Source organism: Streptomyces sp. NPDC021224, from assembly GCF_044332905.1.
Taxonomy (GTDB): Bacteria; Actinomycetota; Actinomycetes; order Streptomycetales; family Streptomycetaceae; genus Actinacidiphila.
Genome location: NZ_JBIRPW010000006.1, coordinates 476,210 through 502,760, shown reverse-complemented (window position 1 = coordinate 502,760; position 26,551 = coordinate 476,210). Strand labels below are relative to the sequence as shown.

The window sequence follows — 26,551 nt, the reverse complement described above, 5'->3', positions numbered from 1 at the left end:
CGCGTCAGGTGTGGTGTGCCTCCGGCGGTGGGTCCGCCGGCCGGGGGTCGAGGTGGCGGTGCCGGGGCGGGACGCGGGAGAGGGCGAGGAGGCCCAGCAGGGCGGCGATCGCGCAGGCTGCGGCGCCGAGGGCGAGACCCGCGCGCGGGCCGAGATGTTCGGCGACCAGGCCGACCAGGGGGCCGCCGACCGGGGTGCTGCCGAGGAAGGTGACCGACCAGAGGGCCATGACGCGGCCCCGGTAGGACGGGTCGGCGACGAGTTGCAGCGTGGTGTTGCCGGTGGCGAGGAAGGCCGTGCCGGACGCGCCCACGCAGGCCAGCGCGGCGAGTTCGAGGGGCAGCGGGCGGAGCGCGGCGGCCGCGGTCAGCGCGGCGGCGAAGCCCGCGGCCGCCACGACGAGCGGGACCACCCCGACCCGGCCGCGGGCCGCCACCACGAGACCCCCGACCACGGCCCCGGCGCCCATGACGGAGGTCATGAAGCCGTACGTACGCGCCCCGTCGTGGCCACCGGAGCGGGCCAGCAGGGGCAGGACCACCTGGAACTCGTAGGCCAGCGTGCCGATCAGCCCCATCATGGCCAGCGGCGCCCACAGCCCGGCCGTGCCCCGGACGTAGCGCAGCCCGGCGGTGAGCTGGCCGGAGGTGCGGGCGACCGCGGGGCCGGGGCGGAGCCGCTCGGTGCGCATGGCCAGCAGCGCGAGCAGGACGGCGGCGTAGCTGGCGGCGTTGGCCAGGAAGCACACGCCGACCCCGACGGAGGCGATCAGGACGCCCGCCACGGCCGGGCCCACCGCGCGGGCCGCGTTGGTCATCACGCTGTTCAGGGCGACGGCGGCACGCAGCAGCCCCGGCCCGACGATCTCGGGGACGAACGTCTGCCGGGTGGGGTTGTCCACCGCGTTGACGGTGCCGAGCGCGACCGCGAGCAGCACGACCATCCACAGCCGGACGGCGTGCGTCACGGTCAGCACCCCCAGCACCCCTGCGAGCAGCCCGAGGGCGGTCTGGGTGCACAGCAGCAGCCGGCGCTTGTCGGCCCGGTCGGCGAGCAGCCCGCCGTACGGCCCGGCCAGCAGCACGGGCAGGAACTGCGCGGCCACCACCAGCCCGAGGACCGTCCCGGAGCCGGTCAGCTCCACCACCAGCCAGGACTGGGCCACGGCCTGCATCCAGGTGCCGACCAGGCTCACGCACTGCCCCGCCGCGTACAGCCGGAAGTTCGGCTCGCGCAGGGCGGCGAACGGGCCTCCGCCGCCGCGCCCCCTCACCGTGGCCCCGGCCGGGCGCGCCCGGTACCGCGTGCGGCAGGAGCGTCGCGCGGTCGTCCGGTCACCGGGGCCGTCATCGTGGCGGGGGCACCTCTCGCGTCCGGGGCGCGCGACCGCGGGGCACGGCGCGTGACAGGAAACTAACGGAGCGTCGCGCCGATACCCGTCATCCACGCGGCCGGGCACGCGGGTGAGGCCGACCGCCGCCCGGTGTGCGTGCGTCACGCCCTCTCGCGGGCCCCCCTGCGCCTGCGCAGGAAGCGCCCGTGCGCGGCGTGCGCATGCGTCACGACGTGCACGTCGATCGTCTCGCCCGAGCCCTCGATGACGGATTCGCCGATGCCGCGGCGGAAGAGCCGGTGCAGGCGGCTGCGCGTGGTGGCGCCGATGATGATCTGCGTGGCGTCGACGGAGCGGGCGAAGTCCAGGACGGCTCGCGCGGTGTTGTCGCCGGTCACGGTGTGGCAGCTGCCGCCGAGTTCCTCGACCAGCGCGCGCTGGTGGTCGGGCAGGCCCGCGCAGCAGGCCGCGGCCGCGTCCTCGGGCTCGACGTGGACGGCGAGGAACTCGCCGCCCGCGCCGCGCGAGGCGGTGCGCTTGGCGCGGCGGACGAGGGTGTCGCCCTCCGGGCCGCCGGACAGGGCGACGAGGACGCGTTCGCGGGTGGACCACGGCTGCTGGATGCCGTGGTCCCGGCGGTAGCGGAGCAGCGCCTCCTCGACGCGGTCGGCCGTCCACAGCAGGGCGATCTCACGCAGGGCGGTGAGGTTCCCGGCGCGGAAGTAGTGGGCCATCGCGTCGTCGATACGCTCCGCCGGGTAGATCTCGCCCTGCCGCAGCCTGCGGCGCAGTGCTTCCGCCGAGAGGTCGACGAGTTCGATCTGGTCGGCGGCGCGGACCACGTCGTCGGGGATGGTCTCGCGCTGGGTGACGCCGGTGATGTCCCGGGTCACGTCGTTGAGCGACTCCAGGTGCTGGATGTTGACGGTGGAGATCACGTCGATGCCTGCGGCCAGCAGCTCGTCGACGTCCTGCCAGCGTTTGTCGTGCCGTGAGCCGGGGACGTCGGTGTGGGCCAGCTCGTCGACGAGCGCGGTCTGCGGGCGGCGGGCCAGGACGGCGTCGAGGTCCATCTCGGTGAAGGTGCAGCCGCGGTACTCCACGCTCCGGCGGGGTACGGTCTCCAGCCCCTCGGCCATCGCGCGGGTCGGCGGTCTGCCGTAGTCCTCCGCGAGGGCGACGACGACGTCCGTGCCGCTGCGGGCGCGCTGCTGCCCCTCGGCGAGCATGGCGTACGTCTTGCCGACGCCGGGGGCGGCGCCCAGGTAGACGCGCAGGCTCCCCCGCGGGTGGCCGCCGTGTCCTGCGGGACCGGGAGGCTCGGGGGGCTCGGCGGGACCGGGAGGTTCGGGCGCGGCCGGTGCGGTCACGAGTGCAGGCCCAGCTCGGTGGAGATGCGGCCCAGCGCGTCCAGCCGGCGCTGGAGGCTGGGGTGGGTGGACAGGACGGTGGCGAGCGGCGCGTCCTCCCGCAGGGCGGGGGTGAAGAAGAAGGCGTTGAAGGAGCGGGCGGTGCGCAGGTCCTCCGTCGGGATGCGGGCGATGTCGCCGCTGACCTTGACCAGCGCGGACGCCAGCTCCGACGGGCGGCCGGTGAGCAGCGCGGCGGAGCGGTCGGCGGCCAGTTCGCGGTAGCGGGACAGGGCCCGCGTCAGCAGGAAGCCGAGCAGGTAGGCGGCCGCGGACACGGCCATGACGAGGGCGAGCAGCGCGGCGGTGTTCTGGTCCTGGCGGCGGCCGCCGAACAGCTCGGAGTAGAAGGCGAACCGCACGAGCAGCCCGGCCAGCACGCCGATGAAGGACGCGACGGTGATGACGGCGACGTCCTTGTGCGCGACGTGCGACAGCTCGTGGGCGAGCACCCCTTCCAGTTCCCCGGCGTCGAGGCGGCGCAGCAGGCCCCGCGTCACGCACAGCACGGCGTGGTCGGCGTTGCGCCCGGTCGCGAACGCGTTGGGCAGGTCGGTCCCGGACACCGCGACCACCGGTTTGGGCATGTCGGCGAGCGCGCACAGCCGGTCGACGGCTCCGTGCAGCGCGGGCTCCTCCTCGGGCGTGACGGCGCGGGCGTGCATCGCGAACAGCGCGATCCGGTCGGAGAACCAGTACTGGGCGGCGATCAGCGCGGCCACGACGAGCACGACCACGACGACCGACTTCAGCAGGACGACCAGCGCGGCGACGAAGGCCACGTAGACCAGTCCGAGCAGGAAGAGGACGACCCCCATCCGCACGGTCAGTTGCCGGTCGGGTGCGAAGCGGGACCGCATGAGCCCTCACCGCCTCCCGCCGGTCCCCCGCCGGGCGGCGGCGGACCGGTGCGCGCGTTTGCTTTCCTCCTTCCAGCATGCCGCTTCTCCGCTCACGGCGGGCGGTCGGCGAGCCGCGCGCAGGGGGCCGGAACCGGCGGGGAGGAGGCGGCCGGGTCACCGCAGTACGGTGGAGTCGGCGCAGGTGGCGGCACCTCCCGCCGCGTACCGCGCACGGCAGGTCCCGAGGAGGTAAGTGCCATGGAACGCGAGCGGGTGGATCACCTGGTGTCCGCCCTGCGGGCCCGGGGCATCATGGCCCACCGCGCCGACGAGGGCGTGTACGACTTCGCCCTCCGCGTGGTCATCCCGGACGGGTGCGAGGCCCTGTGGACCGTCGGCGGGGCGGGCGGGCTGGACGCGGAGGTGCTCCGCGACAACGTCCTCATCGGCTTCGTCCCGCACATCCCCGGCTCCGAGGATTTCGACGAGCAGCAGATGGTCGAGGCCATCGCGGCGACGCCGTACTCCGAGGAGGGCCTGCACCCCGCGAGCCCGGTCGCCCGGCCGGTCCCGGCGGCGGTACGGGCGCCGGCCCCGGTCCCGCCCCCGGTGCCGTCAACGCCGCCGCACCACCGGCACCGGCACCGCGACCCGTGGCGCCCGCGCCGGATCCGGTGGCCGCACCGCTGAACCGGCCGGACGGCGCGGCACGCGGTACGGGGCGGGGGCCCGCTCGGGCGAGGACGGCCGGGCGCATGGCGCACCCGGCCCGCGCGCGCCCGCGCCCCCCGATCCCCGCTCACGACACCCGCGGTTGACTTCGTCCGCGCCATGCTCTTCGATGCTGCTCGGCCCCGTTTCCGGGGCCGGTGAACTGATCACAGGACTTCTGCCCGGTGACGGAGTCGGTGCGGGGCGTGTGTCCCCACTCCGCGCCACAACTGGACGGTTCCAGGCGGTCGTCCACGGGTCGGTACGCACGGGCACCGGCGACCCGGGAGGCCGTCCCGCCGGGCAGCGAGAGGGAATCGCCGTGTCGACGGCGAACTACCGTGCCCTGCTGCGCACCCCCGGGGCCGCGGCGTTCTTCCTGCCCGCACTGCTGGGGCGGTGCGGCGGCGCGATGACCGGGCTGGGCATCGTCTGGCTCGTGCACGACCGGACCGGGTCCTTCGCCGCCGCCGGGGTGGTGAGCGGCGGCTTCGCGGTGGCCGAGGCGCTGGGGGCTCCCCAACTGGCCCGGCTCGCCGACCGGTTCGGGCAGACACGGGTGCTGCCGCCCGCGCTGCTCGGGCACGCCGCCGCGGTGGCCGCGCTGGTGGCCCTGACGTCCGCGGGCGCCCCCCGCGCGCTGCTGGCGCTGGGCGGCGCGGCGGTCGGGGCGAGCGTGCCGCAGCTCCCGGCGATGTCCGCGGCGCGCTGGGCGGCGCTGCTGCGCGACGGCCGGGCGGCGGAGCTGCCCGCGGCCTTCGCGCTGGAGTCGGTCGGCAACGCGGTGTCCTACCTCGTGGGCCCGGCGCTGGTCAGCGCCCTCGCGGCGGCCGGGCACCCGGCGGCGGGGAGCGCGCTGGCCACCTCCTTGACGGTCGGTGGCGGGCTGCTGCTCGCCGCCCGGCGTGGCAGCGCGCCCCCGCACACCGCCGACGTCGCCGCGCGCGCCCGCGCGGGCCGCACCCTGCTGGGCGGCGGGCTGCTGGTCCTGCTGGTCCTCAACCTCGGCATCGGTGTGTACTTCGGCGCGATGCAGGTGTCGGTGACCGCCTTCGCGGTCGAGCACGGCGCGCCGGGCGCGGCGGCCCCGCTGTTCGCGGTGTCCAGCGGCAGCGGGCTGCTGGCCGGCTGGCTGTACGGGCTGCGCCGGTGGCGGGCCGCGCCGCCCGTGCAACTGCTCGCCGCCACCGCCGCGTTGACGCTGGGCGGGCTGCTGCTGCTCGCCGCCGGTTCGCCGGTCGCGCTGGCGCCCGCCGTGGTGGTGACCGGTGCGGCGGTGCCGCCGCTGCTGGCGCTCTTCTCGCTGCTGACGGAGTCGGCCGTCGATCCGCTGGTCCTGACGCAGGCCTTCTCCTGGCTCGGTTCGGCGAGCGCCGCGGGCTCGGCCGCCGCGGCGGCGGCCTCCGGCTGGGCGGTCGACGCGCTCGGCGCCCGCGGGGGCTTCGCCGTCGCGGTGGCGGCGGCGGCCGCGATGGCGCTGGTGAGTGCGGGGGCGCTGCGCCCGCTGGGGGCCGCCGTACGCCGTACGCCGGGGTAGCGGCCGGGGGCGCCGGGGTAGCGGCCGGGAGTCTAACCGGGCGGACGGCGGCGGCCGCGGATGCGCAGCCAGACGTCGCGGGCGTGCCGTCCCGCCGCCGTGCGGCTGCGGGCGACGAGGCGGCGGGCCTGGCCCGGGGTCTCGACCATCGCGCGCGAGCCGGAGAGCGGTTTGCCCGCGGTCTCGCGCAGGTAGAGCGTGGAGACGCAGCCGACGGCGCCCGCGATCATGAGGTAGTACGCGGGGACCATCGCGTCGCCCGTCGCCTCCACCAGCGCGGAGGCGACCAGCGGCGTGGTGCCGCCGAACAGGGAGACGGAGAGGTTGAAGGCGATCGACAGGGCCCCGTAGCGGATGCGGGTCGGGAAGAGGGCGGGCAGGGTGGCCGCCGAGGTGCCCGCGAAGGACGCGAGCAGCAGGCCGAGGATCGCGCAGCCGACCGCGGGCAGCACGATGCCGCCCTGCCGGATCAGGAGGAACGCGGGAGCGGAGAGGGCGATGAGCGCGATGCTGCCGGTCATGAACACCGGGCGCCGCCCCCACCGGTCGGAGGTGCGGCCCACCGCCGTGATGGTGAGCACGACGAGCAGCATGGTGCCGAGCACGAGCAGTTGCGCGGTGGTGTCGCCGAAGTCGAGCGTGGACGTCATGTACGTCGGCAGGTAGGACGTCACCATGTAGTTGGTGACGTTGTAGAGCAGGACGAGCCCGATGCAGATCAGGATGGCCTGCCAGTGGCCGGTGAAGATGTCCTTCAGCCGCCCGCGCCCGGACTGCCGGGCCTCGTCGACCGGGCTGCCCTCGCCCGGCACGGACCGGGCCGCCTCCTCGACCTCCGCCTTGAAGGCGGGGGTGTCCTCCAGCTTGAGCCGCATGTAGAGGCCGGTCACCCCGAGCGGCCCGGCCACCAGGAAGGGGATGCGCCAGGCCCAGTCCTGGAGGCTCTGCGAGCCGAGGGTGACGGTCAGCACGGTGACCAGGCCGGAGCCCAGCGAATAGCCGATGAAGGTGCCGAAGTCGAGCCAGCTGCCGAGGAAGCCGCGCCGCCGGTCGGGCGCGTACTCCGCGATGTACGTGGTCGCGCCCGCGTACTCGCCGCCGGTGGAGAAGCCCTGTACGAGCCGGCACACCAGCAGCAGCACGGGCGCGAGGAAGCCCACGGCCGCGTACGTCGGGAGCAGGCCGACCGCGAGGGTGCTCGCGGCCATCATGATCATGGTGATCGCCAGTACCCGCTGGCGGCCGATGCGGTCGCCGAGCGGGCCGAAGACGAGGCCGCCGAGCGGGCGGACGAGGAAGGCGGCGGCGAAGGTCGCGAAGGTGGAGATGACCTGGGTGCCGGGTGAGCTGGAGGGGAAGAAGACCTTGCCGAGGGTGTCGGCGAGGTAGGCGTAGACGCCGAAGTCGAACCACTCCATGGTGTTGCCGAGCGCGGCGGCGCCCACCGCGAGCCGCACCTTCGGCAGGTCGGCGACGGCGACGTCCCCCGGGCCCAGCGACTTCTTCCGGCGCCGCAGCAGGGTGCGGTAGAGCCGGTCCACCCGCTCGCCCGAGCGCCGCGGCCCGGCCCCCGTCCGGCCGGGTCCTCTGCGCGCGTCCACTTCCGGCCCTCCTCCTCCGCCGCCGCCGCCGATACGTCGACCGCGCACGGCGGCCGTACGTCGGACGTACGGCCGCCGTGCGCGGCGGTCACGCGGTGCTCGTGGGCCCGGTCAGCACCAGGGCACGGTGCCGAGGTTGACGACGTACCGGGCGGCGAGCCAGCCGGTGCGGTCGTGCAGCTTGTACCAGCGCGGGTTGCCGTCCACGGTCTGGCCGTTGACCTTGCACGAGATGTGCACGATGGCGCCGGGCGGGTAGCTGCCGAGCGCCGCGGAGTTGGTGGTCGCGGCGGCGCGGATGGTCAGCGGCAGGTTGGACACGACCTGCCCGTCGACGTATCCGTTCCGCGCGGTGGCCGGCGCGGCCTGGGTGCCCGCAGTGGCGGCGCCCGCGGGGGCGACGGCACCGAACAGGCCGAGGACGGCGGCCCCCGCGGTGAGGGCGAGGGTGGTCAGGGGCTTCGACGTGGCGAACTGCGGCATGACGTCCTTCCTGCTGTGGGACCCCACCGGGCACGCCCGGCGGTTCGCGGAACGGTTCCCCGCCCGCCGAGCCTCCTCCCCGCACCCGCCCGCCGTGCCGAGCCGTGCCGCGAAGCCCCTCCGTCGGCGCACACGGCACTACCCGATCGGCGGTCCGGCATCGCGTTGACCCGGTGTGCACACCCAGTGTATACACCGAGTGTGAACGTACCGATGACGCTTCTCGGGCTGCTCGAACGGCAGTCGAGCCATGGATATGACCTCAAGCGGGATTACGACACGTACTTCAGTCCCGGCAAGCCGCTGCTGCTGGGGCAGGTGTACTCGACGCTCGGGCGGTTGGCCCGGGACGGGAAGGTGGTGGTGGGGGCCGCGGAGCCGGGGGCGGGGCCGGACCGGAAGCGGTATGTGATCACCGATCAGGGGGCCACGGAGGTCGAGACGTGGCTGACCGAGCCGGTGGAGACCGAGCAGCACCTGCAGACGGAGCTGTTCACCAAGGTCGTGCTCGCGCTGATGCTGGAGCGCGACGCGTCGGCGTACCTGGACCTCCAGCGGGCCGCGCATGTGCGGAGGATGCGCGAGCTGACCGAGGTCAAGCGGACCGGGCCGCTGGTCGACAAGCTGCTCGCCGACCACAGCATGTTCCGGCTGGAGGCCGACCTGCGGTGGATCGACGTCACGCAGGCCCGGCTGTCCGCGCTCGCGCGGGAGGTGCGGGGATGAGCGGGGGCGGGGGCGACGGCGCGGGGTTCGTCGAGGCGCGGGGCGTGGAGCTGGCCTTCGGGCAGACGCCCGCGCTGCGCGGCGCGGACCTCGCGGTGGGGCGCGGGGAGATCGTGGCCATCATGGGCCCGAGCGGTTCGGGCAAGTCGACGCTGCTGCACTGCCTGGCCGGGATCCTCGTCCCGGACGGCGGCGAGGTGCTCTTCGACGGCCGCCGGGTGGACCGGATGCGCGAGCCGGAGCGCAGTGAGCTGCGCCGGGACCGCTTCGGCTTCCTCTTCCAGTTCGGCCAGCTGGTCCCCGAGCTGACGGCGGAGGAGAACGTCGCGATGCCGCTGCTGCTGCGCGGTACGCGGCGCGGGCCCGCGCTCGCCGAGGCCCGCGGCTGGTTCGCCCGGCTCGGGCTGGACGGGCTGGAGCGGCGCCGTTCCGGGGAGCTGTCGGGCGGTCAGGCCCAGCGGGTCGCGCTGGCGCGGGCGATGGCGGGCAGCCCCGATGTGCTGTTCGCCGACGAGCCGACCGGCGCGCTGGACTCGCTCACCGGTGAGCAGGTCATGGAGCTGCTGGTCGACACCGTCCGGGCGAACGGCACCACCGCGGTCATCGTGACGCACGAGGCCCGGGTCGCCGCGTGCGCCGACCGCGAGGTCATGGTGCGCGACGGCCGCGTCACCACCCCGGCGCTCGGCGGGAGCCGGACGTGATACGGCTGGGCCTGCGGATGGCCCTCGGAACGGGCCGGGACGCGCTGCTGCGGCTGCTCGTCATCGCGGCCGCCGTCGCGCTGGGCGTCGGGATGCTGCTGGCCACGCTCGCCGCGCTCAACGCCACCAGCACGCAGAACGCCCGCAACGGCTGGCTCAACACCGGCCGGGTGCCGGCCGAGGCGCAGCCGGGCGCCGACCCGCTGTGGTGGCGGATCGGCGCGGACGGCTTCCAGGGCAAGCTGGTCGGCCGGATCGACGTGGCCGCGACCGGGCCGCACTCCCCCGTGCCGCCGGGCATGGCGCGGCTGCCGGGGCCGGGTGAGTTCTACGCCTCGCCCGCGATGGCCGCGCTGCTGCGCGACACCCCGGCCGCGCAGCTCGCCGACCGCTACCCGGGCCGGCTCGCCGGGACGATCGGCAAGGCGGCGCTGCCCGGCCCGGACTCCCTCGTCATCGTGGTCGGTCACCGCCCGGACGAGCTGGCCGGGCAGCCCGGTACGACCGAGGTGAGGGCCATCACCGGTGTCTCGCCGAGCAGTTGCAGCGGTCCGAGCTGCGCGGTGGGCACCAACAGCAACGGTATGAAGCTGATCCTGTCGGTCGTCGCCGCGGCCATGATCTTCCCGGTGCTGGTGCTCATCGGCACCGCGACCCGGCTGTCGGCGGCCGCGCGCGAGCAGCGGTTCGCCGCGATGCGGCTGGTCGGGGCGACACCCCGGCAGATCGCGGTGGTCTCGACGGTCGAGTCGACGGTGGCGGCGGCCGCGGGCGTCGCGGCGGGCTTCGGCCTGTACGCGCTGCTGCGCCCGCTGCTGGTGCGCGTCGACTTCACCCGCACACCGTTCTTCCTGTCCGACCTGTCGCTGTCCGCCGCCGACATCGCGGTGGTCGCGGTGGGGGTGCCGCTCGCGGCGGCGGTGTCGGCGCGGCTCGCGCTGCGCCGGGTGCGGATCTCGCCGCTCGGGGTGACCCGCCGGGTCACCCCGCGGCCGCCGCGCGCCTACCGGCTGATTCCGCTGGTGGCGGGGCTGGTGGAGCTGGCGTGCTTCATCGGGCACCGCCCGGCGACCAGCACCGGGCAGGTGCGGGCGTTCCTGCCCGGCATCCTGGTGGTGCTGGGCGGGCTGGTGGTGGCCGGGCCGTGGCTGACGATGGCGGGGGCGCGGCTGATGGCCGCGCGTGCCCGGCGCGCCGCCGGGCTGGTCGCCGGGCGGCGGCTGTCGGACGACCCGAAGGCGGGTTTCCGGGCGGTCAGCGGGCTGGTCCTGGCGCTGTGCGTGACGACCACCGCGGTCGGGATCATCGACGCGATGGTGCACGAGCGCGGGCTGCCGGGCGCGGGCAAGGCGGTGCGGGACACGGTGGTGAGCGACCACGAGACCTTCGAACGGGGCCACCCCCAGGGCACCGCGGCCACCCCGCCGGACAGCGTGGTCGCGGCGCTGCGCGCGGTGCCCGGCGTCGGGGGCGTGCTCGTCATCCACTCCGACCCGGGCGGCGGCGACCCGCGCGCGGCCTTCGGCGGCGGGCTGGTGGAGTGCGCGCAACTGGCCACCGTGCCGGTGTACGGGGCCTGCCCGCCGGGCGCGCGGACCTCGTCGTTCAACAGCGTGGTCAGCGTGTACGGCATGACCAAGGACCAGACGTGGCCCGCCCGCTGGCCCGCCGCGACGCTCACGCCGGAGGCGCTGCGGCGGCTGCCGGTGGTGCAGATCGCGGTCACCACGGACGGCTCGCAGCCGGCCGTCGAGACCGTGCGGACGCTGCTGGCGCGGGCCTACCCGGGGGACGACCCGCCGTACACCCTCGCCGAGAACCGCGCCGCGTCGGCGCAGGAGCTGGACAGCTACCGGCGGCTCGCCGACATCGTCATCGCGGTGAGCTTCCCGGTGGCCGGGTGCAGCCTCGCGGTCGCGGTGGCGGGCGGGATCGGTGACCGCAAGCGGCCCTTCAGCCTGCTGCGGCTGACCGGGGTGCGGCTGCGGACGCTGCGTCAGGTCGTGCTGCTGGAGAGCGCGGTGCCGATGCTGGCGGTCGCGGTGGTGGCGATCGGCACCGGGTTCCTGGCCGCCCAGCTCTTCCTGAAGGCGCAGCTGGACTACTCGCTGCGGCCGCCGGGCCCGGAGTACTACGCCATGGTCGGCGGCGGGATCGCCGCGGCGCTCGCGGTGATCGGGGCGACGCTGCCGCTGCTGGCGCGTGTCACAGGACCGGAGAACGCGCGCAACGAGTGACGGGGGTCCGCGCGGGATCCGGATCGCGCCATCCGCCGGTCGGCGGGTGGCGCGATCGCGTCCCCGGGCCCGCGCGGCTTCAGGGACGGTACGGGTGGGCGCGCGGGCGGCCGTTCCGGGCAGACCAATCCGGCGGGTGACCGACGTTGTCAGGGTGCCGTCCTGGGGCGTTGCCGGATGTCGTGGTGTAGACCAATTTCCGTCAGCAGAACCGGAGTCGGGATGCGAGGCAGGCCTGCAACCAGGCGCGATACGTAAAGGTCCAGACCTGATTGGTCCAGACCCTTGCGCCGGGTTGCGGCGAGTGCCACCGTACTGGGCAACCCCGCTCGGGTGCCGTGCGGAGGAACGGCCGGCCGTCGCCGGCCTCCCCCCGCGCCCGAAACGACACCCGAGCGCCGTACGCGTCGACGAGGTAACAGCGGCCGGTGCAGCGCACCGCGCCGCCGTGCCCCCACCGGCCCGCGGTGCCCGCCGCGGGCTGCACGCCTGCTCGTTCGCGATCGAAGGGATCGTCCTCACCATGCGCGGAATCACCATGCGCGGAAAATCCACCGGGTTCGGCGTCGCCGCCGGCCTCGGCACCGTCGCCCTGCTCGCCGGGCTCGCCACCTTCGCCGGTGGCGGTACGGCCTCGGCCGACCCCAACACCACCACCGCCGTCAGCTCCGGCCCGTCCAGCTTCACGCAGGCCACCGCGACCGGCCAGCCCTCGCAGTACAGCTCCTCCCTGGAGCGCTGCGCCAACGGCGTCGACCACCCGCTCAGCGGCGCCAACCCCGTCCTCAGCGAGCCGCTGACCACGCAGTTCACCAGCAACGTCGGCCTCTCGGAGCAGGTCACCTTCTCCGGCAACCAGTGGTACGGCGACTGGAACTTCGTCTTCACCAACACCTCCTCGCAGACCCTGTCCACGGACTGCGCGGTGCTGGTCTTCCGGGCCCCGTCCGGCTCCGACGACCACAGCTACACCTCCACCCAGGCCTACGGGCACCCGCAGCAGGACTACCTGGAGGTGCCGCGCGGCGACGGCACGTCGTTCTACATCGCCCGGCTCGGCTTCCACGACGTGACGCTCGCGGAGCGCCAGGTCGCACCCGGGCAGTCCTTCACGTACACCTTCGGCGGGGTCCCGTCCTCGGCGATCAGCAACACCCAGATCCGCGACTCGCTGAAGTTCACGGCCGACCTGGACCTCAAGGCCAACGAGTCGCTGATCGAGCACTACGGCACCGACCGCCTGACCAACTGACGGACCGCGGACGGCTGTTGGTCAGGCCGTCCCCCGACCCCGGGGGCGGGCGCCCGGTGCGTGTGGCGCCCGCTCCCGGCCGCATCCACGGACGGACGAAGGAGGGTGCGCGGTGGTGCGCGTACCGAAGCGATGGGTGGCCCTCGGCGTGGCCGCCGCGGCGGTCGCCACCGTGGCGGCCGTACGGTCCGGCGGGCCCGGGTCCGGGCACGGCGTGAGCGGCGCGGACGCCGCCGCCGGGCAGCAGGCCTACGCCGTCGCCCGCCAGGAGTTCGGGCGGCTGTCCGGCGGGAACTGGGCGGGCGCCTGGCAGTTGTGGACCGCCGACGCCCAAGACGCCGTACCGCAGGACGAGTTCGTCCGCGCCAACACCGAGTGCCGGCCCGCGCTGGGCATCCCGTACGTCCTCGGTACGGGCTCGCGCACCGGCCCGGACGCCTTCCAGGTCAGCTGGACGCACGGCGGTGCGCAGGGCGCCAACACCTTGCGCCGCACGGCCGGGCACTGGCGCTTCGCCCCCGACCCGCAGACCCTCGCCGCCTTCCGGGGCGGCGCCGACTCCGTCGTCCGGCAGCGCCGTGCGAGCGGGTCATGCCACTGAGGCCGGGCCCGCGCGCGGGCGGGCGGGTGTGCGTGCGCACGGTGCGGCGGTTCGTGGCGGGCGCGGCGCTCGCGGTCGTCGCGCTGCTCGCGCTGCCCGGTACGGCCGGGGCGCACGCCGACCTCGTACGGTCGTCGCCCGCCGACGGGGCGGTGCTCACCGCAGAACCCCGGCAGGTGACGCTGGTCTTCTCGGAGCGGATCGCACCGCGGCTCAGCTCCGTGCACGTCATCGGCCCCGGCGGGCAGCGCCTCGACGAGGGCGCGCCGGTCGCCGCCGGGCCGGGCGGCGAGCGGATCCGGGTCGGGCTCGCGCCCGAGCGGCGCCCCGGCACGTACGTCCTGACCTGGCGCACCACCGCGACCGACGACGGCCACACCACCACCGGCGCCCTCACCTTCTCCGTCGGCGCCGCCTCCGCGGCCCCCGCGACCGCCACGCCCACCGCCGGCGACCGCCTCACCGGCGCGGTCCTCGACACCGCCGTGTGGCTCGGCTTCGCGGGCCTCGCCGCGATGACCGGCTTCACCGCCGTCCGCGCGTCCTGCCTGCCGCGGCCGCCGGAGGAGGGGGCCGGGGGCGGGGAGGCCGACGTCCCCGGCGGGGCGCCGCCCGGCCCCGGCGGCACCGCCGTCGCCGCGCGCACCCGCACCGGTGGCGTACGGACCGCACCCGGCCCCTTCGTCGGGATCGACGTCGTGCACGCCCCGCCCGGCGGGAGCGGGCACGGGCACGGGCCCTCGTGGGCGCGGCTGCGGTGGCCGGCCGCCGTGGGGTGGGCGGCGGCACTGGTCGGCACCGTCGCACAACTGCTGGTCCACGGGCCGACCACGCAGGGCGCGTCGCTCTCCCGGGTCGGCGACCGGTCGCTGCTGTCGGCGACGCTGAGCACGCACGTGGGGCACACGCTCGTCGCCCGGCTGATGCTGCTCGCGCTGACCGCGGTGGTCGGTGAGCAGATCCTGCGCCACCGGCGGGCGGGCGCGGCCGGTGCGGTGCCGCTGGCGCTGCTGCTGGCACTGACGTGGAGCCAGACCAGCCACGCCCCGAGCGAGCCGCTCGCGCCGCTCGGCGTGCTCGTCACCACCCTGCACGTCACGGCGATGGCGGTGTGGGCGGGCGGCGTGGCGACCCTGGCCGTGCTGCTGGTCGGCCACCGCGGGCCCGAACTCGCCGTGGCCGCACGGCGTTTCACCCGGCTCGCGCTCACGGCGGTGACCGTGCTGATCGCCACCGGCACGTACCAGGCCTGGCGGCTGCTCGGCAGCTTCGGCGCGCTGACCGGCACGCACTACGGCCGCCTGCTGCTGCTGAAGATCGCACTGGTCCTCGCCGTCCTCGCGGCGGCGGCCCTCCGCCACACCCGCACACCCGCGGTGTCCACCGCGCCCGCCGCCTCGTCCGCGTCCGCGTCCGCGCCCAGCGGGCCCACCCCGCCCGCTGCCTCCGCCGTCACCCGTACCGTCCTCGGTGAACTGGCGGGGCTCACCGCCGTGCTGGTCGTCACCGTGCTGCTGACCGCCACCGCTCCGGCCGCGCACAGCGGCGCGTCCGGGCCCGCCGTCGCCCCGGTGGCCCGCGCGGCACGCTGAACGCCCCGCGGGCGGGGGCCGTCCGGCATACTGGTGACCGTGCGTGTGGTCATCATGACGGCGGGTTCGCGGGGGGACGTGGCCCCGTACACGGGGCTGGGGCACGGGCTCGCCGCGGGCGGGCACGAGGTGACGGTCGTGACGCACGAGCGCTTCGCGGGAATCGTGGCGGACGCCGGGGTGGGCTTCCACGGGCTGCCGGTGGATCCGCGGGCCCAACTGGCGTCGCGGGCAGGGCAGGGGCTGCACGCCGCGCGCAATCCCGCCGCGAAGCTGTGGCGGGTGTTCGCGATGGCGCGCGAGCTGGTCGGGGAGATGGCCGGGGCGATGCTCGCGGCGGCCGAGGGCGCGGAGGTGCTGCTGCTGGGCGGGGCCGTCGCGCCGCTCGGGCAGGTGATCGGGGAGGGGCTCGGGGTGCCGAGCCTCGGGGTGTATCTGCAACCGCTGGCGCCCACCCGGGAGTTCGCGCCGCCGGTGATCGGTACGGGTTCGTGGGGCGGGCCGGTGAACCGGGCGGCGGCGCGGGCCGTCAACGCCGGGCTCGACACCGTCTTCCGGGACGCCGCGCGGGATCTGCGAATCCGGCTGGGGCTGCCGCCGCGCGGCGTGGGCGCGGCCCGGCGGGCGCGGGAGCGGGCGGACTGGCCCGTCTTCCACGGCTTCAGCCGCCATGTGCTGCCCCGTCCCGCCGACTGGCGCGCGGGGCTCACCGTCACCGGCTACTGGTGGCCGCGGGCGGCACCGGGCGCGCGACTGCCGGACGAGGTCGAGGACTTCCTCGCGGCGGGCCCGCCGCCCGTCTACGTCGGGCTCGGCAGCGCCACCGTGCCGGACCCGGCGGGGCTGAGCGCCGCGGTGGTGCGGGCGCTGCGCGCGGCGGGGGTGCGCGGGGTGGTCCAGCGCGGCTGGAGCGGGCTGGACGCCGGGGAGGCGGCGGGCGGCGACATGCTCACCGTCGGGGACCTCCCGCACGAGCTGCTCTTCCCGCGCACGGCCGCGGTCGTCCACCACGCGGGTGCGGGTACGACGGCGGCGGCGCTGCGCGCGGGGGTGCCCGCGGTGCCGGTGCCGGTGCAGTTCGACGCGGCCTTCTGGTCCCGCCGCCTGACCGCCCTGGGCGTCGCCCCCGTGCCCGTCCCGTTGCGTGCGCTCACCGCGGACACGCTCGGCACGGCCGTCCGGCGGGCGGTGACGGACCCCGGGTACGCGGCGCGGGCCGCGGCCCTCGCCCGCCGTATCGGCGCGGAGGACGCCGTCGCCCCGGTCCGTACGGCCCTGGCCGAGCTGGCGTGACGGGTGCGGCTCAGCCCGCCAGCGGAAGGAACCCGCCGCGGGCCGAGCCCGCGGACGTCAGGGCGGCGAGGTCGAGTTCGGCGGGGAGCTGCGGCAGGGACAGCACCAGCACGCCCCCGGCGGCCTCGGCGTCCGCGCACCAGTCGCCCATGCCGGCCTCCGCGTCCGCGGCGGCGGCAGAGGCGGCCGTGAGCGCGGGCAGGACGGGCGCGGCGAGCGCGGGGATCACGACGCCGTGCTCGCCGGGGCCGTCGACGACGCACAGCGTCAGCCGCGGCAGCACGCTCCAGCCCGCGGGCCGCGGTATCTCCCGGCCCACCGCCGGAAGGGCGTCGTGGACGGGCGCGTCGGCCAGCAGCAGCACGGGGGTCTGCCCGCGGACGAAGAGGGTGTTCCCGGGTGTCAGCAGCACCCTCGCATCCTGGCATCCCGCACCGACAGCCGCCCGGCCCGCGAGGTCCCGGGCAGCGCGGTGGCCCCCGCCCGGCGCGTGGTGCGCCGGGCGGGGGCCGTCGTCGACGGGACGTCAGTCGTCGTTCTCCGTGGAGGGGATGAACGCGCCCGGGACGTCGTCCGGGGCGAAGATCCGGCTCTCGCCCGGGTACGGCTTCTTCCAGTCGTGCGTCTGGTACCACGTGAAGTGGTTCATCTGCGCGGGGTTGGCGTAGTCCGGCACCGCGTTCGGGCCGGTCAGCCGCTGCTTGGACTTCCAGCTGTCCCACTGCGCGGCCGTGGCCCTCTCGGCGGCCGGGACGACGGCGGACGGCACGGGAGCGGCGGCCGGGTCCTGGGCGGCCGGGGTGTCCACACCGCAGGAGGGCGGGGTGGCCAGACCGGCGGTCAGCGAGGTGCGGTTGGGCAACGCCGTGAACGGCGTGTAGTCCGGCTTCGCGGTGAAGGCACCGGTCATCGGCGTGGCCGCGGTGTCCTTCTGGTTCATCGGCTGGACGCCGAGGATCTGCTCGATGGTGCGGATCATGGTGATCTGCGAGTAGTAGTGGCTGTCGACCGCTCCGTGCTGCGCCCACGGGCTGATGATCTGGATCGGGGCGCGGTGGCCGTCGACGTGGTCGAGACCGGCCTGGGAGTCGTCCTCGACGACGAAGATCGCCGAGTTCTTCCAGTACGGGCTGTGCGAGATGGTGTCGACCATCCGGCCGACCGCCAGGTCGTTGTCCGCGACCTGCGCGGCGGCGTTCGCCGGGCCGCCGGTGTGGTCGCTGGAGAGCCAGAACATGTTCAGGTTCGCCGGGCCGTTCTTGGCGAAGTCCTGCTCCCACAGCTGCTCGCGGTAGATGTCCGGCACGGAGGTGTCGAACTTCGGGAAGCCGTGCACCGAGACGTCGTTGAGCGACGGGATCGGCGACGAGGAGTCCAGCGGGTACTGCGTGGGCGCGCCCGTGGCGTCCATCGTCTTGGCGTCGCAGTACAGGTTCTGCCAGGTGGCCGCGGCCGGCTTGGTCAGGAACTGCTGGAACTCGCCGAAGTCGCGGACGGTGTTGCCGGCTGCCTGCGCGCCGGTCCACAGGAAGCCGCTCTTCTGGTGGCCGAGCGCGTCGTCCTCGGTGTCGTAACTGCGCAGGTACTCACCGGCGGAGGACTCGGTGTACTCCGGGTTGTCGGCCTGCATCAGCCAGTTGTGGCCCTCGGCGGAGTTCGTGCCGATGTCGTACGTGTTGTCGTACAGGCCGAACTGCTGGGTGAGGGCGTGCTGGTTGGGCGTGACGTTCTCGCCGAACTCCGCGAGCGCCGGGTCGCCGTTGCCGTTCGCGATGTCGCCGAAGAGCTGGTCGTAGGTCCGGTTCTCCTTGACGATCAGGAAGACGTGCTGGATCGTCGACGGGTCGCCGAGGCGGGCCGGTACGGGCACGGGCTTCTTGCCGTAGTGGTTGCCCGGGGCGTTCTTGACGTTGTCCCCGATCCAGCCGTTCTGCGTGAAGACCTTGGACGTCTCGGACCGGATCACCTTGTCGCTCGGCAGCGTGAAGGTGGTCAGGCTCGACGTGGTGTCGTGGGTGGCGTGGCCGGCCGCGGTGGTGGGGCGGCGGGCGTCGATGCCACGGGTGTTGGACACCACGATCTTGTTGCCGACGGTCGCGATCTCGGCCGGGAAGTAGTCCGTCGGCAGCAGGCCGACGTAGCTGACCGGCTCCTGCGCGGAGGTGAAGCGGTAGACGGCGACCGCGTTCGCGCGGCCCAGCGTCACCAGCAGGTGGCCGTCGGCGGTGAGCGTCACCGCGTTTGGCTCGTAGCCGACGGTGGCCTGCGGCCACGGCTGGGTGGCGATGGTCTGCACGACCTTGCCGCGGGCGGTGTCGATGACGGACACGCTGTTGGTCGCGGTGTTGGTGACGAACAGCGTCCTGCCGTGGGCGTAGAGCGCCGTCGGGTGCAGGCCGACGTCGATGCTGCCGACGGCCGCGGACGGGTTCGCCACGTCGATGACGCTGACGGTGCCGGTCGTGGTGGCACCGGTCACCGGGTTGGCCGGGACCTGCGTGCCGTAGGAGTTGATGGTGCTCTCGCCGGGCCTGGCGGTGCGGCCGCCCTCGTTGCTCACGTAGAGCTTGCCGCCGACGAGGGCCAGGCCGCGCGGCGCGTTGCCGGTGGCCCAGCTGCGGGTGATCGCGCCGGTCGCGGCGTCGATGGCGACGACCCGGTTCTGGCCGTTGACCGCCGAGTAGACGGTGGAGCCGTCCGCGGAGAAGACCGCGGCGCTCGCCAGCGCGTGCTTGCTGCCGTCCGCCGGGATCGCGACGGTGACCGGGTCGGCCAGCGTGCCGTCGTCGTTCACCGTGAACCTGGTGTAGCCGTCGGTCTGGCCGAGCCACAGCTGCGTGCCGTCGGGCGAGTACGTCGGGCCCTCCTGCCCGATGTCGTTGCCCTTGATCCGCAGGTTCGCGGACGCGGAGTTGCCGACGGTCTGCTGGACCTTGCCGCCCTTGAGGTCCACGATCGCGAGCGCCACGCCGCCGTCGGTGACCGACGCGGCGAGGTGGGTGCCGTCAGGGCTGACCGTGGACGACATGATCTTGCCGTTGTTGATGACGAGGCGGTCGCCGTACGGGGCCAGGTACTGGTCACTGGAGATGACCGTGCCGTCCTTGGTGTCCTGCCCGACCTGCTGGGTGCCGAACCCGTTGGTCGTGGCGAACGCCGTTCCCGTGGCGGCCACCGCGAGCGCGGTGACTCCCGCCGTTACCAGGGGCACGCGGTGACCGACGTGTTTCGAGAGGAATCCCACCCTCTCGACACGCCGGCGATTGCGCGTTACCTGCATGGATTTCCCTTTCAGGAGGTGTGGAGCAGTTCCACGTTGCCGTCGAACTGCCAGAGCGGGTTCGGTGCGTCCCCCTGCGGGGTGCGCACCAGGAAGTAGCCGTTCACTTCCTTCGGTCCGTCGCCGTCGGCGACGTACCGCCCGTCCGCGGTGACGTCGAGCTGGTAGATGGCCTGACCAGGGGCTTCGACGCCAGGGAGATGCCAGGTCACGACGCAGCGCCAGTCGTTGCCCGGCCCGTTGGCCGAGACCTGCCCGCCGCCGCGGTTGCAGGCCGCGGAGACCCGCAGCTGTGCTTCCGTGACGGCGGGCCGGTTCAGCTCGGAGGTCTGGATGCGGTAGAGGTGGGCGAACGCGGTCGCGACCGAGCGCTGGATCTTGGGCTGGTCGATACCCGAGCCCATCGAGGGGGTGGCCACGACGACGGCCCCGACCGTCACGCCGCACAGCACCGCGAGCGGGACGAACCCGCCGGTGACGGTGCGCCGCCCGGAGGCGTCGTCGGTGGAGTTGGTGAAGTCCCGGCGCAGGAACAGCCGGTAGGCCAGCAGGGTGCCGGCGACCGCCCAGGCCAGCGACACCGCGACGCCCACGACCAGCGGGGTGAGCTGGCCGGGGCTGGTGAACAGGCCGTTCCAGGAGATGAACGCGTAGCCGGGCAGCGCCAGGCGCACCGCGACGGGCAGCGGCAGCATCTGCGCGAGCTGCATCGCGAGCGCCACCAGCGCGGGCAGCAGCAGGCCCATCGGGGAGCGGCCGAGCCCGATGGAGCCGAGCAGGCCGATCGCGGCGAGCGCGAGGGTCGGGGCGAGCACGCACGCCCAGGCCAGCAGGACGTGCCCGGCGGCGTCGGAGGGCGCGAGCAGATGCCCGTCGAGGCCGACGAGGGCGTGGTTGCCCTCGGCGATCAGGCCGCCGACGACGCTGGACGCGCACAGTCCGGCGAGCATCAGCACGATGACGGTGAGGCTGCCGAGCGCCTTGGCGACGAAGATCCGCCGCGGCGAGCGCACCGCGACGAGCAGGTGCCGCCAGGTGCCGAGCCGGTCCTCGGACGCGAAGACGTCACCGGCGACGACCGAGGTGAGCAGCGGCAGCGCCCACGTTCCGGAGAAGCCGAGGATGACGAGCGACCCGGCCCATCCGGTGGCGTGCATCCACCGGCCGAACAGGGTGTCGGTGGGCAGCGTGCTCTGCTGGCCCACCGCGACGACGAAGAGCGCGGGCGCGATCCAGCAGGCCAGCACCAGCAGCCGGATGCGCCACTGGGAGACCAGCTTGACCAGCTCGAAGCGGTAGCCGCGGGTGACCGGCACGCGGGCGCCGGCCGGCGGCTGCTCCCGGACGGGGGCGGGGGCGGTGGCGGTCATCGGGCGGCCTCCTTCTCCTGCTGCCGCGTTGTCGTCCGCGGCTCCTCCGGTGGCTCGGTCAGCGCCAGGAAGGCCGCCTCCAGGGGCGAGACGACGGGGGCGAACTCCCGTACCGCGACTCCCGCGGACACCACCGCGGCGACCAGCTCGTCCAGCGCCGGGACCAGCGCGCGGACGACCAGGGCCTCGGCGCCGCGCCACTCCACCGACTCCTCGACGACCCGGATCCCGGGGACGGCCGCGGCGGCCTCCCGGGCGGCCGCGGCGTCGGAGGTGAGCAGCCGGTAGTCCAGCTCGCGGTTCTCGGCGGCGAGCTTGCTCATCGGGCCGGAGAAGACGACCCGGCCGGTCGCGAGGATGGTGACCTCGGAGCACAGCGCCTCCAGGTCGTCCATCCGGTGGCTGGAGACGACGACGCTGGTGCCGGCCTCGGCGAGCCGGGTCAGGACGCCGTGCACATGCTTCTTGCCCGCCGGGTCCAGGCCGTTGGACGGTTCGTCGAGGACCAGCAGCCGCGGCTCGGTGAGCAGCGCGGCGGCGAGCCCGAGGCGCTGCCGCATGCCGAGGGAGAAGCCGCGCACCCGGTCGTCGGCGACGTCGGTGAGGCCGACCTGGGCGAGCGCGTCGTCGATGACCGTGCCGCCGCTGCCGGTGCCGCGCAGGGCGGCGAGGGCGGCGAGGTTCTGCCGGGCGGTGAGCGAGGGGTAGAGGCCTGGGCCGTCGACGAACCCGGCGACGCCGTCGGGGGCGGTCAGCGCCCGTCCGACGGGGGTGCGCAGGATCTCCAGCCGGCCGCTGTCGGCGACGGACAGTCCCAGCAGGAGGCCGAGCAGCGTCGTCTTGCCGGCTCCGTTCGGTCCCACCAGGCCGTGGATCTGCCCCTGTGCCACGTCCAGGTCGACACCGTCGAGGGCGACGACCTCCCCGAAGCACTTGGTGATCCCGCGGGCCCGGACTGCGGTTGCGTCCATGAGTCCCTTCCTTCCGAAGCCTCATGGGACCCTAGGGATGCAAGAAGAACACCTGCACCGGCCGGAAGCTGAACGCTTGTGGAACGCGGGGTGACGTTGTGCCATTGCACCGCCCGGCGGCCCACATACGCGCGCAGGTCAGGGACTTGACGTGAGGTAACCGGAGGGCGCCGCTCCGGTCCCGGCGGATGGGCCGCCCGGCTGCGGGACGCCCAGGCCCTCCACACCGGGGGGACCCCGGTCGGCGCCGTCGAAGAGGACGACGTCGCCGCCGCGCACCGAGGAGCCGTCGGCGTGGTCGAACGCCGCGACCCGAGCGCATTGTGCCCGTTCCCAGGTCAGGCCCCGGGTGTCCCCCCTGTGACGCGGACCGGGAGGGTGCTGTGGCCGCGCAGCACGACGCGGTCGCGGCGGGTCGGCGGGGGGCCTGCGGGGGTGAGGTGCGGGAAGCGGGCCAGCAGCAGCGGGAAGGCGACGGCGGCCTCCAGCCGGGCCAGGCCGTTGCCGATGCAGATGTGCGCGCCCGCGCCGAAGCTGAGCGGGCGGCTCGCGGTCCGGGTGGGGTCGAAGCGCCCGGGGTCCGGGTAGCGGGCGGGGTCGCGGTTGGCGGCGCCGACGAGCAGCACGAGCTGGGCGCCGCGCGGCAGCGGCACACCCGCCAGCTCCTGGCCGTCGGCGTGCACGATGCGGGTGGTGAGCTGGACGGGCGACTCGTAGCGCAGCACCTCCTCGACGAAGGGGCCGACGCCGATCCGTCCGGCGCGCAGGCCCGCCGCGGCCTCGGGGTGCTCGAACAGCAGCCGCAGGCCGTTGCCGAGCAGGTCGGTGGTGGTCTCGAAGCCCGCGACGAGCAGCAGGGTGAGGTTGGCGAGCAGCTCGCCCTCGGACAGCCGCCCGTCGTCGGCGTCGCGGGCCGCGAGCAGCGCGCCGACCAGGTCCTCCGACTCCCGCGGGTGGGCCCGGCGTTCGGCGACCAGGCCGCTGAAGTAGTCGGCGAGCCGGACGGCGGCGGCGTCGGCGGGCAGCAGCGCCGCGGGGTCGGTGACGAACTCCAGCGCGATGGTGAGGTCGGCGGCGAGGGTACGGAAGAGGTGCCGGTCGGCCGCGGGCACGCCGAGCATCTCGCAGATGACGGTGAGCGGCAGCGGTGAGGCGAACGCGGTCATGAAGTCGACGGCCGCCCCGTCCGCGCCCGATTCGGCGAGGGTGTCGAGGAGTTGGCGGACGACCTCGGCGACCATCGGCTCGTAGGCGGCGATGCGGCGCGGGGTGAAGACGGAGTTCATCAGGGCGCGCATGCGGGTGTGCTCGGGCGGGTCGTTCTCCAGCACGGAGCGGGCCAGCAGGGCGATCGCGTCGTGCGCGTCGCGGTCCTCGGAGGAGACCTGCGCGCCGGTGACGCCGAAGGCGGGGTTGCGCAGTGCGCGGTTGACGGCGTCGTAGCCGCACACGAGGTAGAGGCCGCCGCCGACGTCGAGGACGGGGCCCATGTCCAGTGCGCGGGCGTAGAGGGGGTAGGGATCCTCCCGGCCGCCGGGGGCGAGCATCTCCAGGGCGAGGGCCGCCGGGTCGGGGGTCTGCGCCTGCTGCGGGGCGGCGGTCATCCTGGGTCGCTCCTCGACATCCGTACGGCATACGGGACATGGCACGAAAGAACCTGCGGGGACGCAGTATCCCGGGCGAGAGGTGTATCGCACAACCGTGAGGGTCACCGGACACGTGCGAGACAGAGTGTCGCCCCCGATACAACCCGACCTTCTCCACCCCGAGGCGTCACCCGCAACCCGACGCGGGTCAAGTGAAGGTAAATTCACGGACGTTGGTCTAGTCCTCTGCGACGCGATGACCCGCACGAAGTTCTCACCCTTCGCCGAATTGGTCCAGTCCAATTGTCGTCCGGGCCATTGCCGTACCCGCTGATCTCGGCTGTCCTGGTGGGGCCGCCCTCGCGCCCCCACATCCCGAGGAGAGCCGTGTCCACCGGACTGCGATTCCCCAGACGCTCACCTTCGCCCAGCGCTCCCCCACCCCGCCGCCCGCTCGCCCGGCTGCGCCGCCGGCTGGCCGCCCTGGCCGCGACGACCGGCCTGGCCGTCGCCGGGCTCGCCGGCATCTCCGCGCCCGCCGCGCACGCCGCGGGCGCGGTCACCGCGGAGTTCAGCAGCACCGGCTCCGGCTCGTCCTGGACGGGCACGTACACCGTCAAGAACGGCACGTCCGCGGCGATCAGCACCTGGTCGCTGGAGTTCGACCTGCCGGCCGGCGTGAAGATCACCAGCGAGACGTACGGCACCTCCACCGTCACCGGCCAGCACGTCGTGGCCTCCCCCGCGTACTACAACGCGAGCGTCCCGGCGGGCGGTTCGACGTACCCGTACAGCTACACCTTCACCGCCTCGGGTCCGCTGTCGGCGCCGACCGGCTGCCTGGTCAACGGCGCCAAGTGCGACGGCAGCCCCGCCACGCCGCCGCACGCGCCCACCGGCGTGACGGTCACCGACGCCACCGCCCACACCGTGACGCTGGGCTGGACCGCGGCCGCGATCGGCGACTTCCCCGTCGCCTCCTACGACGTGCTCCAGGGCAGCACGGTGGTGGCCTCCAGCGGCACCACCAGCGCCACCGTGCAGGGCCTGTCGCCCGCCACGTCCTACCAGTTCACGGTGCGGGCCAAGGACAGCCGCGGCAACGTGGGCGCCGTCAGCGCCCCGGTCACCGCGACGACCTTCGACCCGTCCACGGACACCGTCCCGCCGACCGCGCCGGGCAGCCTCACGGCGGGCACGGTCACCGACAGCACCGTGGCACTGTCGTGGGGCGCGGCGACCGACAACAACCGGGTCGCCGCCTACGACGTCTACCAGGGCGGCAAGCTCGTGACGTCCACCCCGGCCGCCACCCGCACCGCCACCCTGACCGGCCTGGCCCCCTCCACCGCCTACACGTTCACCGTCAAAGCCCGCGACCTGGCGGACAACGCCTCGCCCGCGAGCAACGCAGTCACCGTCACCACGCAGGAGGCGGTCGGCAACGGCGGCTACGCCAAGGTCGGTTACTTCGTGCAGTGGGGCATCTACGGGCGCCAGTACTTCGTGAAGAACCTCGACACCTCGGGCGCCGCGGCCAAGCTGGACGTCATCAACTACGCCTTCGGCAACGTCGATCCGAAGAACCTGACGTGCCTGCAGGGCGTCACCAAGGCCACCACCGCCGACCCGGAGGACCCGAGCCAGGGCGACGGCGCCGGTGACGCGGAGGCCGACTACGGGCGGGCCTTCCCGGCCGCCCAGTCCGTCAACGGCCAGGCGGACGACGGCTGGGGCAAGCTGCGCGGCAACTTCAACCAGCTCAAGGAGCTGAAGGCGAAGTACCCGCACCTGAAGGTCGTCATGTCGCTCGGCGGCTGGACCTACTCCAAGTACTTCTCGGACGTGGCGGCGACCGACGCCTCCCGCAAGAAGTTCGTGAAGTCCTGCATCGACACCTACATCAAGGGCAACCTGCCGTCCTACGAGGGCGCGGGCGGCGACGGTGTCGCGGCCGGCATCTTCGACGGCTTCGACATCGACTGGGAGTGGCCCGGCTCGCCCGACGGCCACCCCGGCAACCACTACTCGCCCGCCGACAAGGCCAACCTGACCGCCCTGCTCGCCGAGTTCCGCACCGAACTGGACGCGCTGGGCGGCAGCCACCTGCTGCTGACCGCCTTCACCCCGGCCGACCCCAACAAGATCGCGCTGGGCTGGGACCTGCCGCAGGTGTCGAAGTCGCTGGACATCGAGAACGTCCAGGGCTACGACTTCCACGGCTCGGGCAGCGACAACTCCTGGGAGCCCAGCCGCACCGGCCACCAGGCCAACCTCTACGCCGACCCGACCTCGCCCGTCCCGAACGACTTCAGCGCCGACAAGGCCATCCAGACCTACCTCGCCGCCGGGGTCAGCCCGCGCAAGCTCACCCTCGGCCTGCCCTTCTACGGGCGCGGCTGGCAACAGGTGACCGACGGCGGCGTGCACGGCGTGTGGCAGGCCGCGAACGGGGCGGCGCCGGGGCAGTTCGCCGAGGAGGCGGGCACCCGCGGCTACAACAACCTGGTCACGAGCGTGCCGGGGCTGACCGTCTACCACGACGCGCAGTCGGTGGCGACGTACGGCTACACCGGCAGCGGCGGCCAGTGGTGGTCCTTCGACGACGCCTGGTCCATCGGCAAGAAGGCGCAGTACATCACCTCGCACCATCTGCTCGGCGCGATGATCTGGGAGATGTCGGGCGACACCCCGAACGGCTCCCTCTTCACCGCCCTCACGACCGGCCTGGGCGGCTGACGCCCCGGCCCACCGGGTCCGGGCGGTCGGCGCCCGGACCCGCAGCGGCCCGTCCGGCGTGACCTGCCGCCGGGCCGCACCGCGGGACGGTACGGCTCTGTGCCGCCCCGCCGCAGGCCCGGCGGGTCACCGCCGCCGGGCCGCGCGGCCGGACGCCTCACCACCGTCCGGCCGCCGCCGGGCGGTACGGCTCTGTACCGCCCGGCGCGCCGCGCCGCCTTCCCGCGCGCGGCGCATCCGCGAGGCCGGCCACCGCCGGCCCGCCCGCCCCCTCCCGGACCGTT

At 74.6% G+C, this 26,551-nt stretch carries 20 protein-coding genes; 10 read left to right on the top strand and 10 right to left on the bottom strand.

From position 1 onward, the window contains the following. Positions 1–4 precede the first annotated feature (4 nt). From ACH4PY_RS18710 to htpX, 3 genes are all read right to left on the bottom strand, one after another. Positions 5–1,273 (bottom strand): MFS transporter, encoded by a 1,269-nt coding sequence (locus ACH4PY_RS18710; RefSeq protein ID WP_398183349.1) that lies wholly within the window; start codon positions 1,271–1,273, stop codon positions 5–7. Positions 1,274–1,494: 221 nt separating this feature from the next. Then, positions 1,495–2,703, bottom strand: a complete 1,209-nt coding sequence (locus tag ACH4PY_RS18705) for a universal stress protein (RefSeq protein ID WP_398183346.1) — start codon at positions 2,701–2,703, stop codon at positions 1,495–1,497. Continuing rightward, positions 2,700–3,602, bottom strand: a complete 903-nt coding sequence (htpX, locus tag ACH4PY_RS18700) for a zinc metalloprotease HtpX (protein ID WP_398183343.1) — start codon at positions 3,600–3,602, stop codon at positions 2,700–2,702. The genes ACH4PY_RS18705 and htpX overlap by 4 nt, the downstream gene beginning before the upstream one ends. Positions 3,603–3,842: 240 nt before the next feature. Between htpX and ACH4PY_RS18695 the strand changes: the two genes are divergently transcribed. Continuing rightward, a complete protein-coding gene (locus ACH4PY_RS18695) occupies positions 3,843–4,274 on the top strand; it encodes a hypothetical protein (RefSeq protein WP_398183340.1) in 432 nt (143 codons plus the stop codon). Between the two features lie 343 nt (positions 4,275–4,617). Further along, a complete protein-coding gene (locus ACH4PY_RS18690) occupies positions 4,618–5,832 on the top strand; it encodes an MFS transporter (protein WP_398183337.1) in 1,215 nt (404 codons plus the stop codon). A 32-nt stretch (positions 5,833–5,864) separates the two neighbouring features. Here ACH4PY_RS18690 and ACH4PY_RS18685 read toward each other — a convergent pair whose 3' ends face one another. Further along, on the bottom strand, positions 5,865–7,373 hold the full coding sequence (locus ACH4PY_RS18685; RefSeq protein WP_398183453.1) for an MFS transporter: 1,509 nt from the start codon (positions 7,371–7,373) through the stop codon (positions 5,865–5,867). A 171-nt stretch (positions 7,374–7,544) separates the two neighbouring features. Beyond that, complete coding sequence (locus ACH4PY_RS18680; protein ID WP_398183334.1) at positions 7,545–7,916, bottom strand: SH3 domain-containing protein; 372 nt, start codon at positions 7,914–7,916, stop codon at positions 7,545–7,547. Positions 7,917–8,117: 201 nt separating this feature from the next. Here ACH4PY_RS18680 and ACH4PY_RS18675 point away from each other — a divergent pair, with 201 nt between their 5' ends. From ACH4PY_RS18675 to ACH4PY_RS18645, 7 genes are all read left to right on the top strand, one after another. Continuing rightward, a complete protein-coding gene (locus ACH4PY_RS18675) occupies positions 8,118–8,642 on the top strand; it encodes a PadR family transcriptional regulator (RefSeq protein WP_398183331.1) in 525 nt (174 codons plus the stop codon). Beyond that, entirely contained in the window at positions 8,639–9,346 is a 708-nt protein-coding gene (locus tag ACH4PY_RS18670) for an ABC transporter ATP-binding protein (protein WP_398183328.1), read from the top strand. Before ACH4PY_RS18675 ends, ACH4PY_RS18670 begins: the two co-directional genes overlap by 4 nt. After that, on the top strand, positions 9,343–11,583 hold the full coding sequence (locus ACH4PY_RS18665; protein ID WP_398183325.1) for an FtsX-like permease family protein: 2,241 nt from the start codon (positions 9,343–9,345) through the stop codon (positions 11,581–11,583). The genes ACH4PY_RS18670 and ACH4PY_RS18665 overlap by 4 nt, the downstream gene beginning before the upstream one ends. A 523-nt stretch (positions 11,584–12,106) precedes the next feature. After that, entirely contained in the window at positions 12,107–12,835 is a 729-nt protein-coding gene (locus ACH4PY_RS18660) for a hypothetical protein (protein ID WP_398183322.1), read from the top strand. Positions 12,836–12,947: 112 nt separating this feature from the next. Further along, the gene (locus ACH4PY_RS18655; RefSeq protein WP_398183319.1) at positions 12,948–13,436 is read left to right on the top strand and encodes a hypothetical protein; all 489 of its coding nucleotides are present in this window, start codon (positions 12,948–12,950) and stop codon (positions 13,434–13,436) included. Beyond that, on the top strand, positions 13,427–15,028 hold the full coding sequence (locus ACH4PY_RS18650; RefSeq protein ID WP_398183316.1) for a copper resistance CopC/CopD family protein: 1,602 nt from the start codon (positions 13,427–13,429) through the stop codon (positions 15,026–15,028). The genes ACH4PY_RS18655 and ACH4PY_RS18650 overlap by 10 nt, the downstream gene beginning before the upstream one ends. A gap of 54 nt (positions 15,029–15,082) precedes the next feature. Further along, positions 15,083–16,321, top strand: coding sequence for a nucleotide disphospho-sugar-binding domain-containing protein (locus ACH4PY_RS18645; protein ID WP_398183450.1), 1,239 nt, complete (start codon positions 15,083–15,085; stop codon positions 16,319–16,321). Between the two features lie 10 nt (positions 16,322–16,331). Here ACH4PY_RS18645 and ACH4PY_RS18640 read toward each other — a convergent pair whose 3' ends face one another. The 5 genes from ACH4PY_RS18640 to ACH4PY_RS18620 all read right to left on the bottom strand — a co-directional run bounded on the left by ACH4PY_RS18640 (position 16,332) and on the right by ACH4PY_RS18620 (position 23,546). Then, entirely contained in the window at positions 16,332–16,733 is a 402-nt protein-coding gene (locus ACH4PY_RS18640; RefSeq protein WP_398183313.1) for a hypothetical protein, read from the bottom strand. A 114-nt stretch (positions 16,734–16,847) separates the two neighbouring features. Then, a complete protein-coding gene (locus ACH4PY_RS18635; protein WP_398183310.1) occupies positions 16,848–19,601 on the bottom strand; it encodes an alkaline phosphatase family protein in 2,754 nt (917 codons plus the stop codon). A gap of 11 nt (positions 19,602–19,612) precedes the next feature. Then, positions 19,613–20,971: an ABC transporter permease gene (locus tag ACH4PY_RS18630; protein ID WP_398183307.1), complete on the bottom strand. Its 1,359-nt coding sequence runs from the start codon at positions 20,969–20,971 to the stop codon at positions 19,613–19,615. After that, positions 20,968–21,942, bottom strand: coding sequence for an ABC transporter ATP-binding protein (locus tag ACH4PY_RS18625; RefSeq protein WP_398183304.1), 975 nt, complete (start codon positions 21,940–21,942; stop codon positions 20,968–20,970). The genes ACH4PY_RS18630 and ACH4PY_RS18625 overlap by 4 nt, the downstream gene beginning before the upstream one ends. Positions 21,943–22,280: 338 nt before the next feature. Continuing rightward, positions 22,281–23,546, bottom strand: coding sequence for a cytochrome P450 (locus ACH4PY_RS18620; RefSeq protein WP_398183301.1), 1,266 nt, complete (start codon positions 23,544–23,546; stop codon positions 22,281–22,283). A gap of 444 nt (positions 23,547–23,990) precedes the next feature. Between ACH4PY_RS18620 and ACH4PY_RS18615 the strand changes: the two genes are divergently transcribed. Then, a complete protein-coding gene (locus ACH4PY_RS18615; protein ID WP_398183447.1) occupies positions 23,991–26,267 on the top strand; it encodes a glycosyl hydrolase family 18 protein in 2,277 nt (758 codons plus the stop codon). Positions 26,268–26,551: the final 284 nt, after the last annotated feature.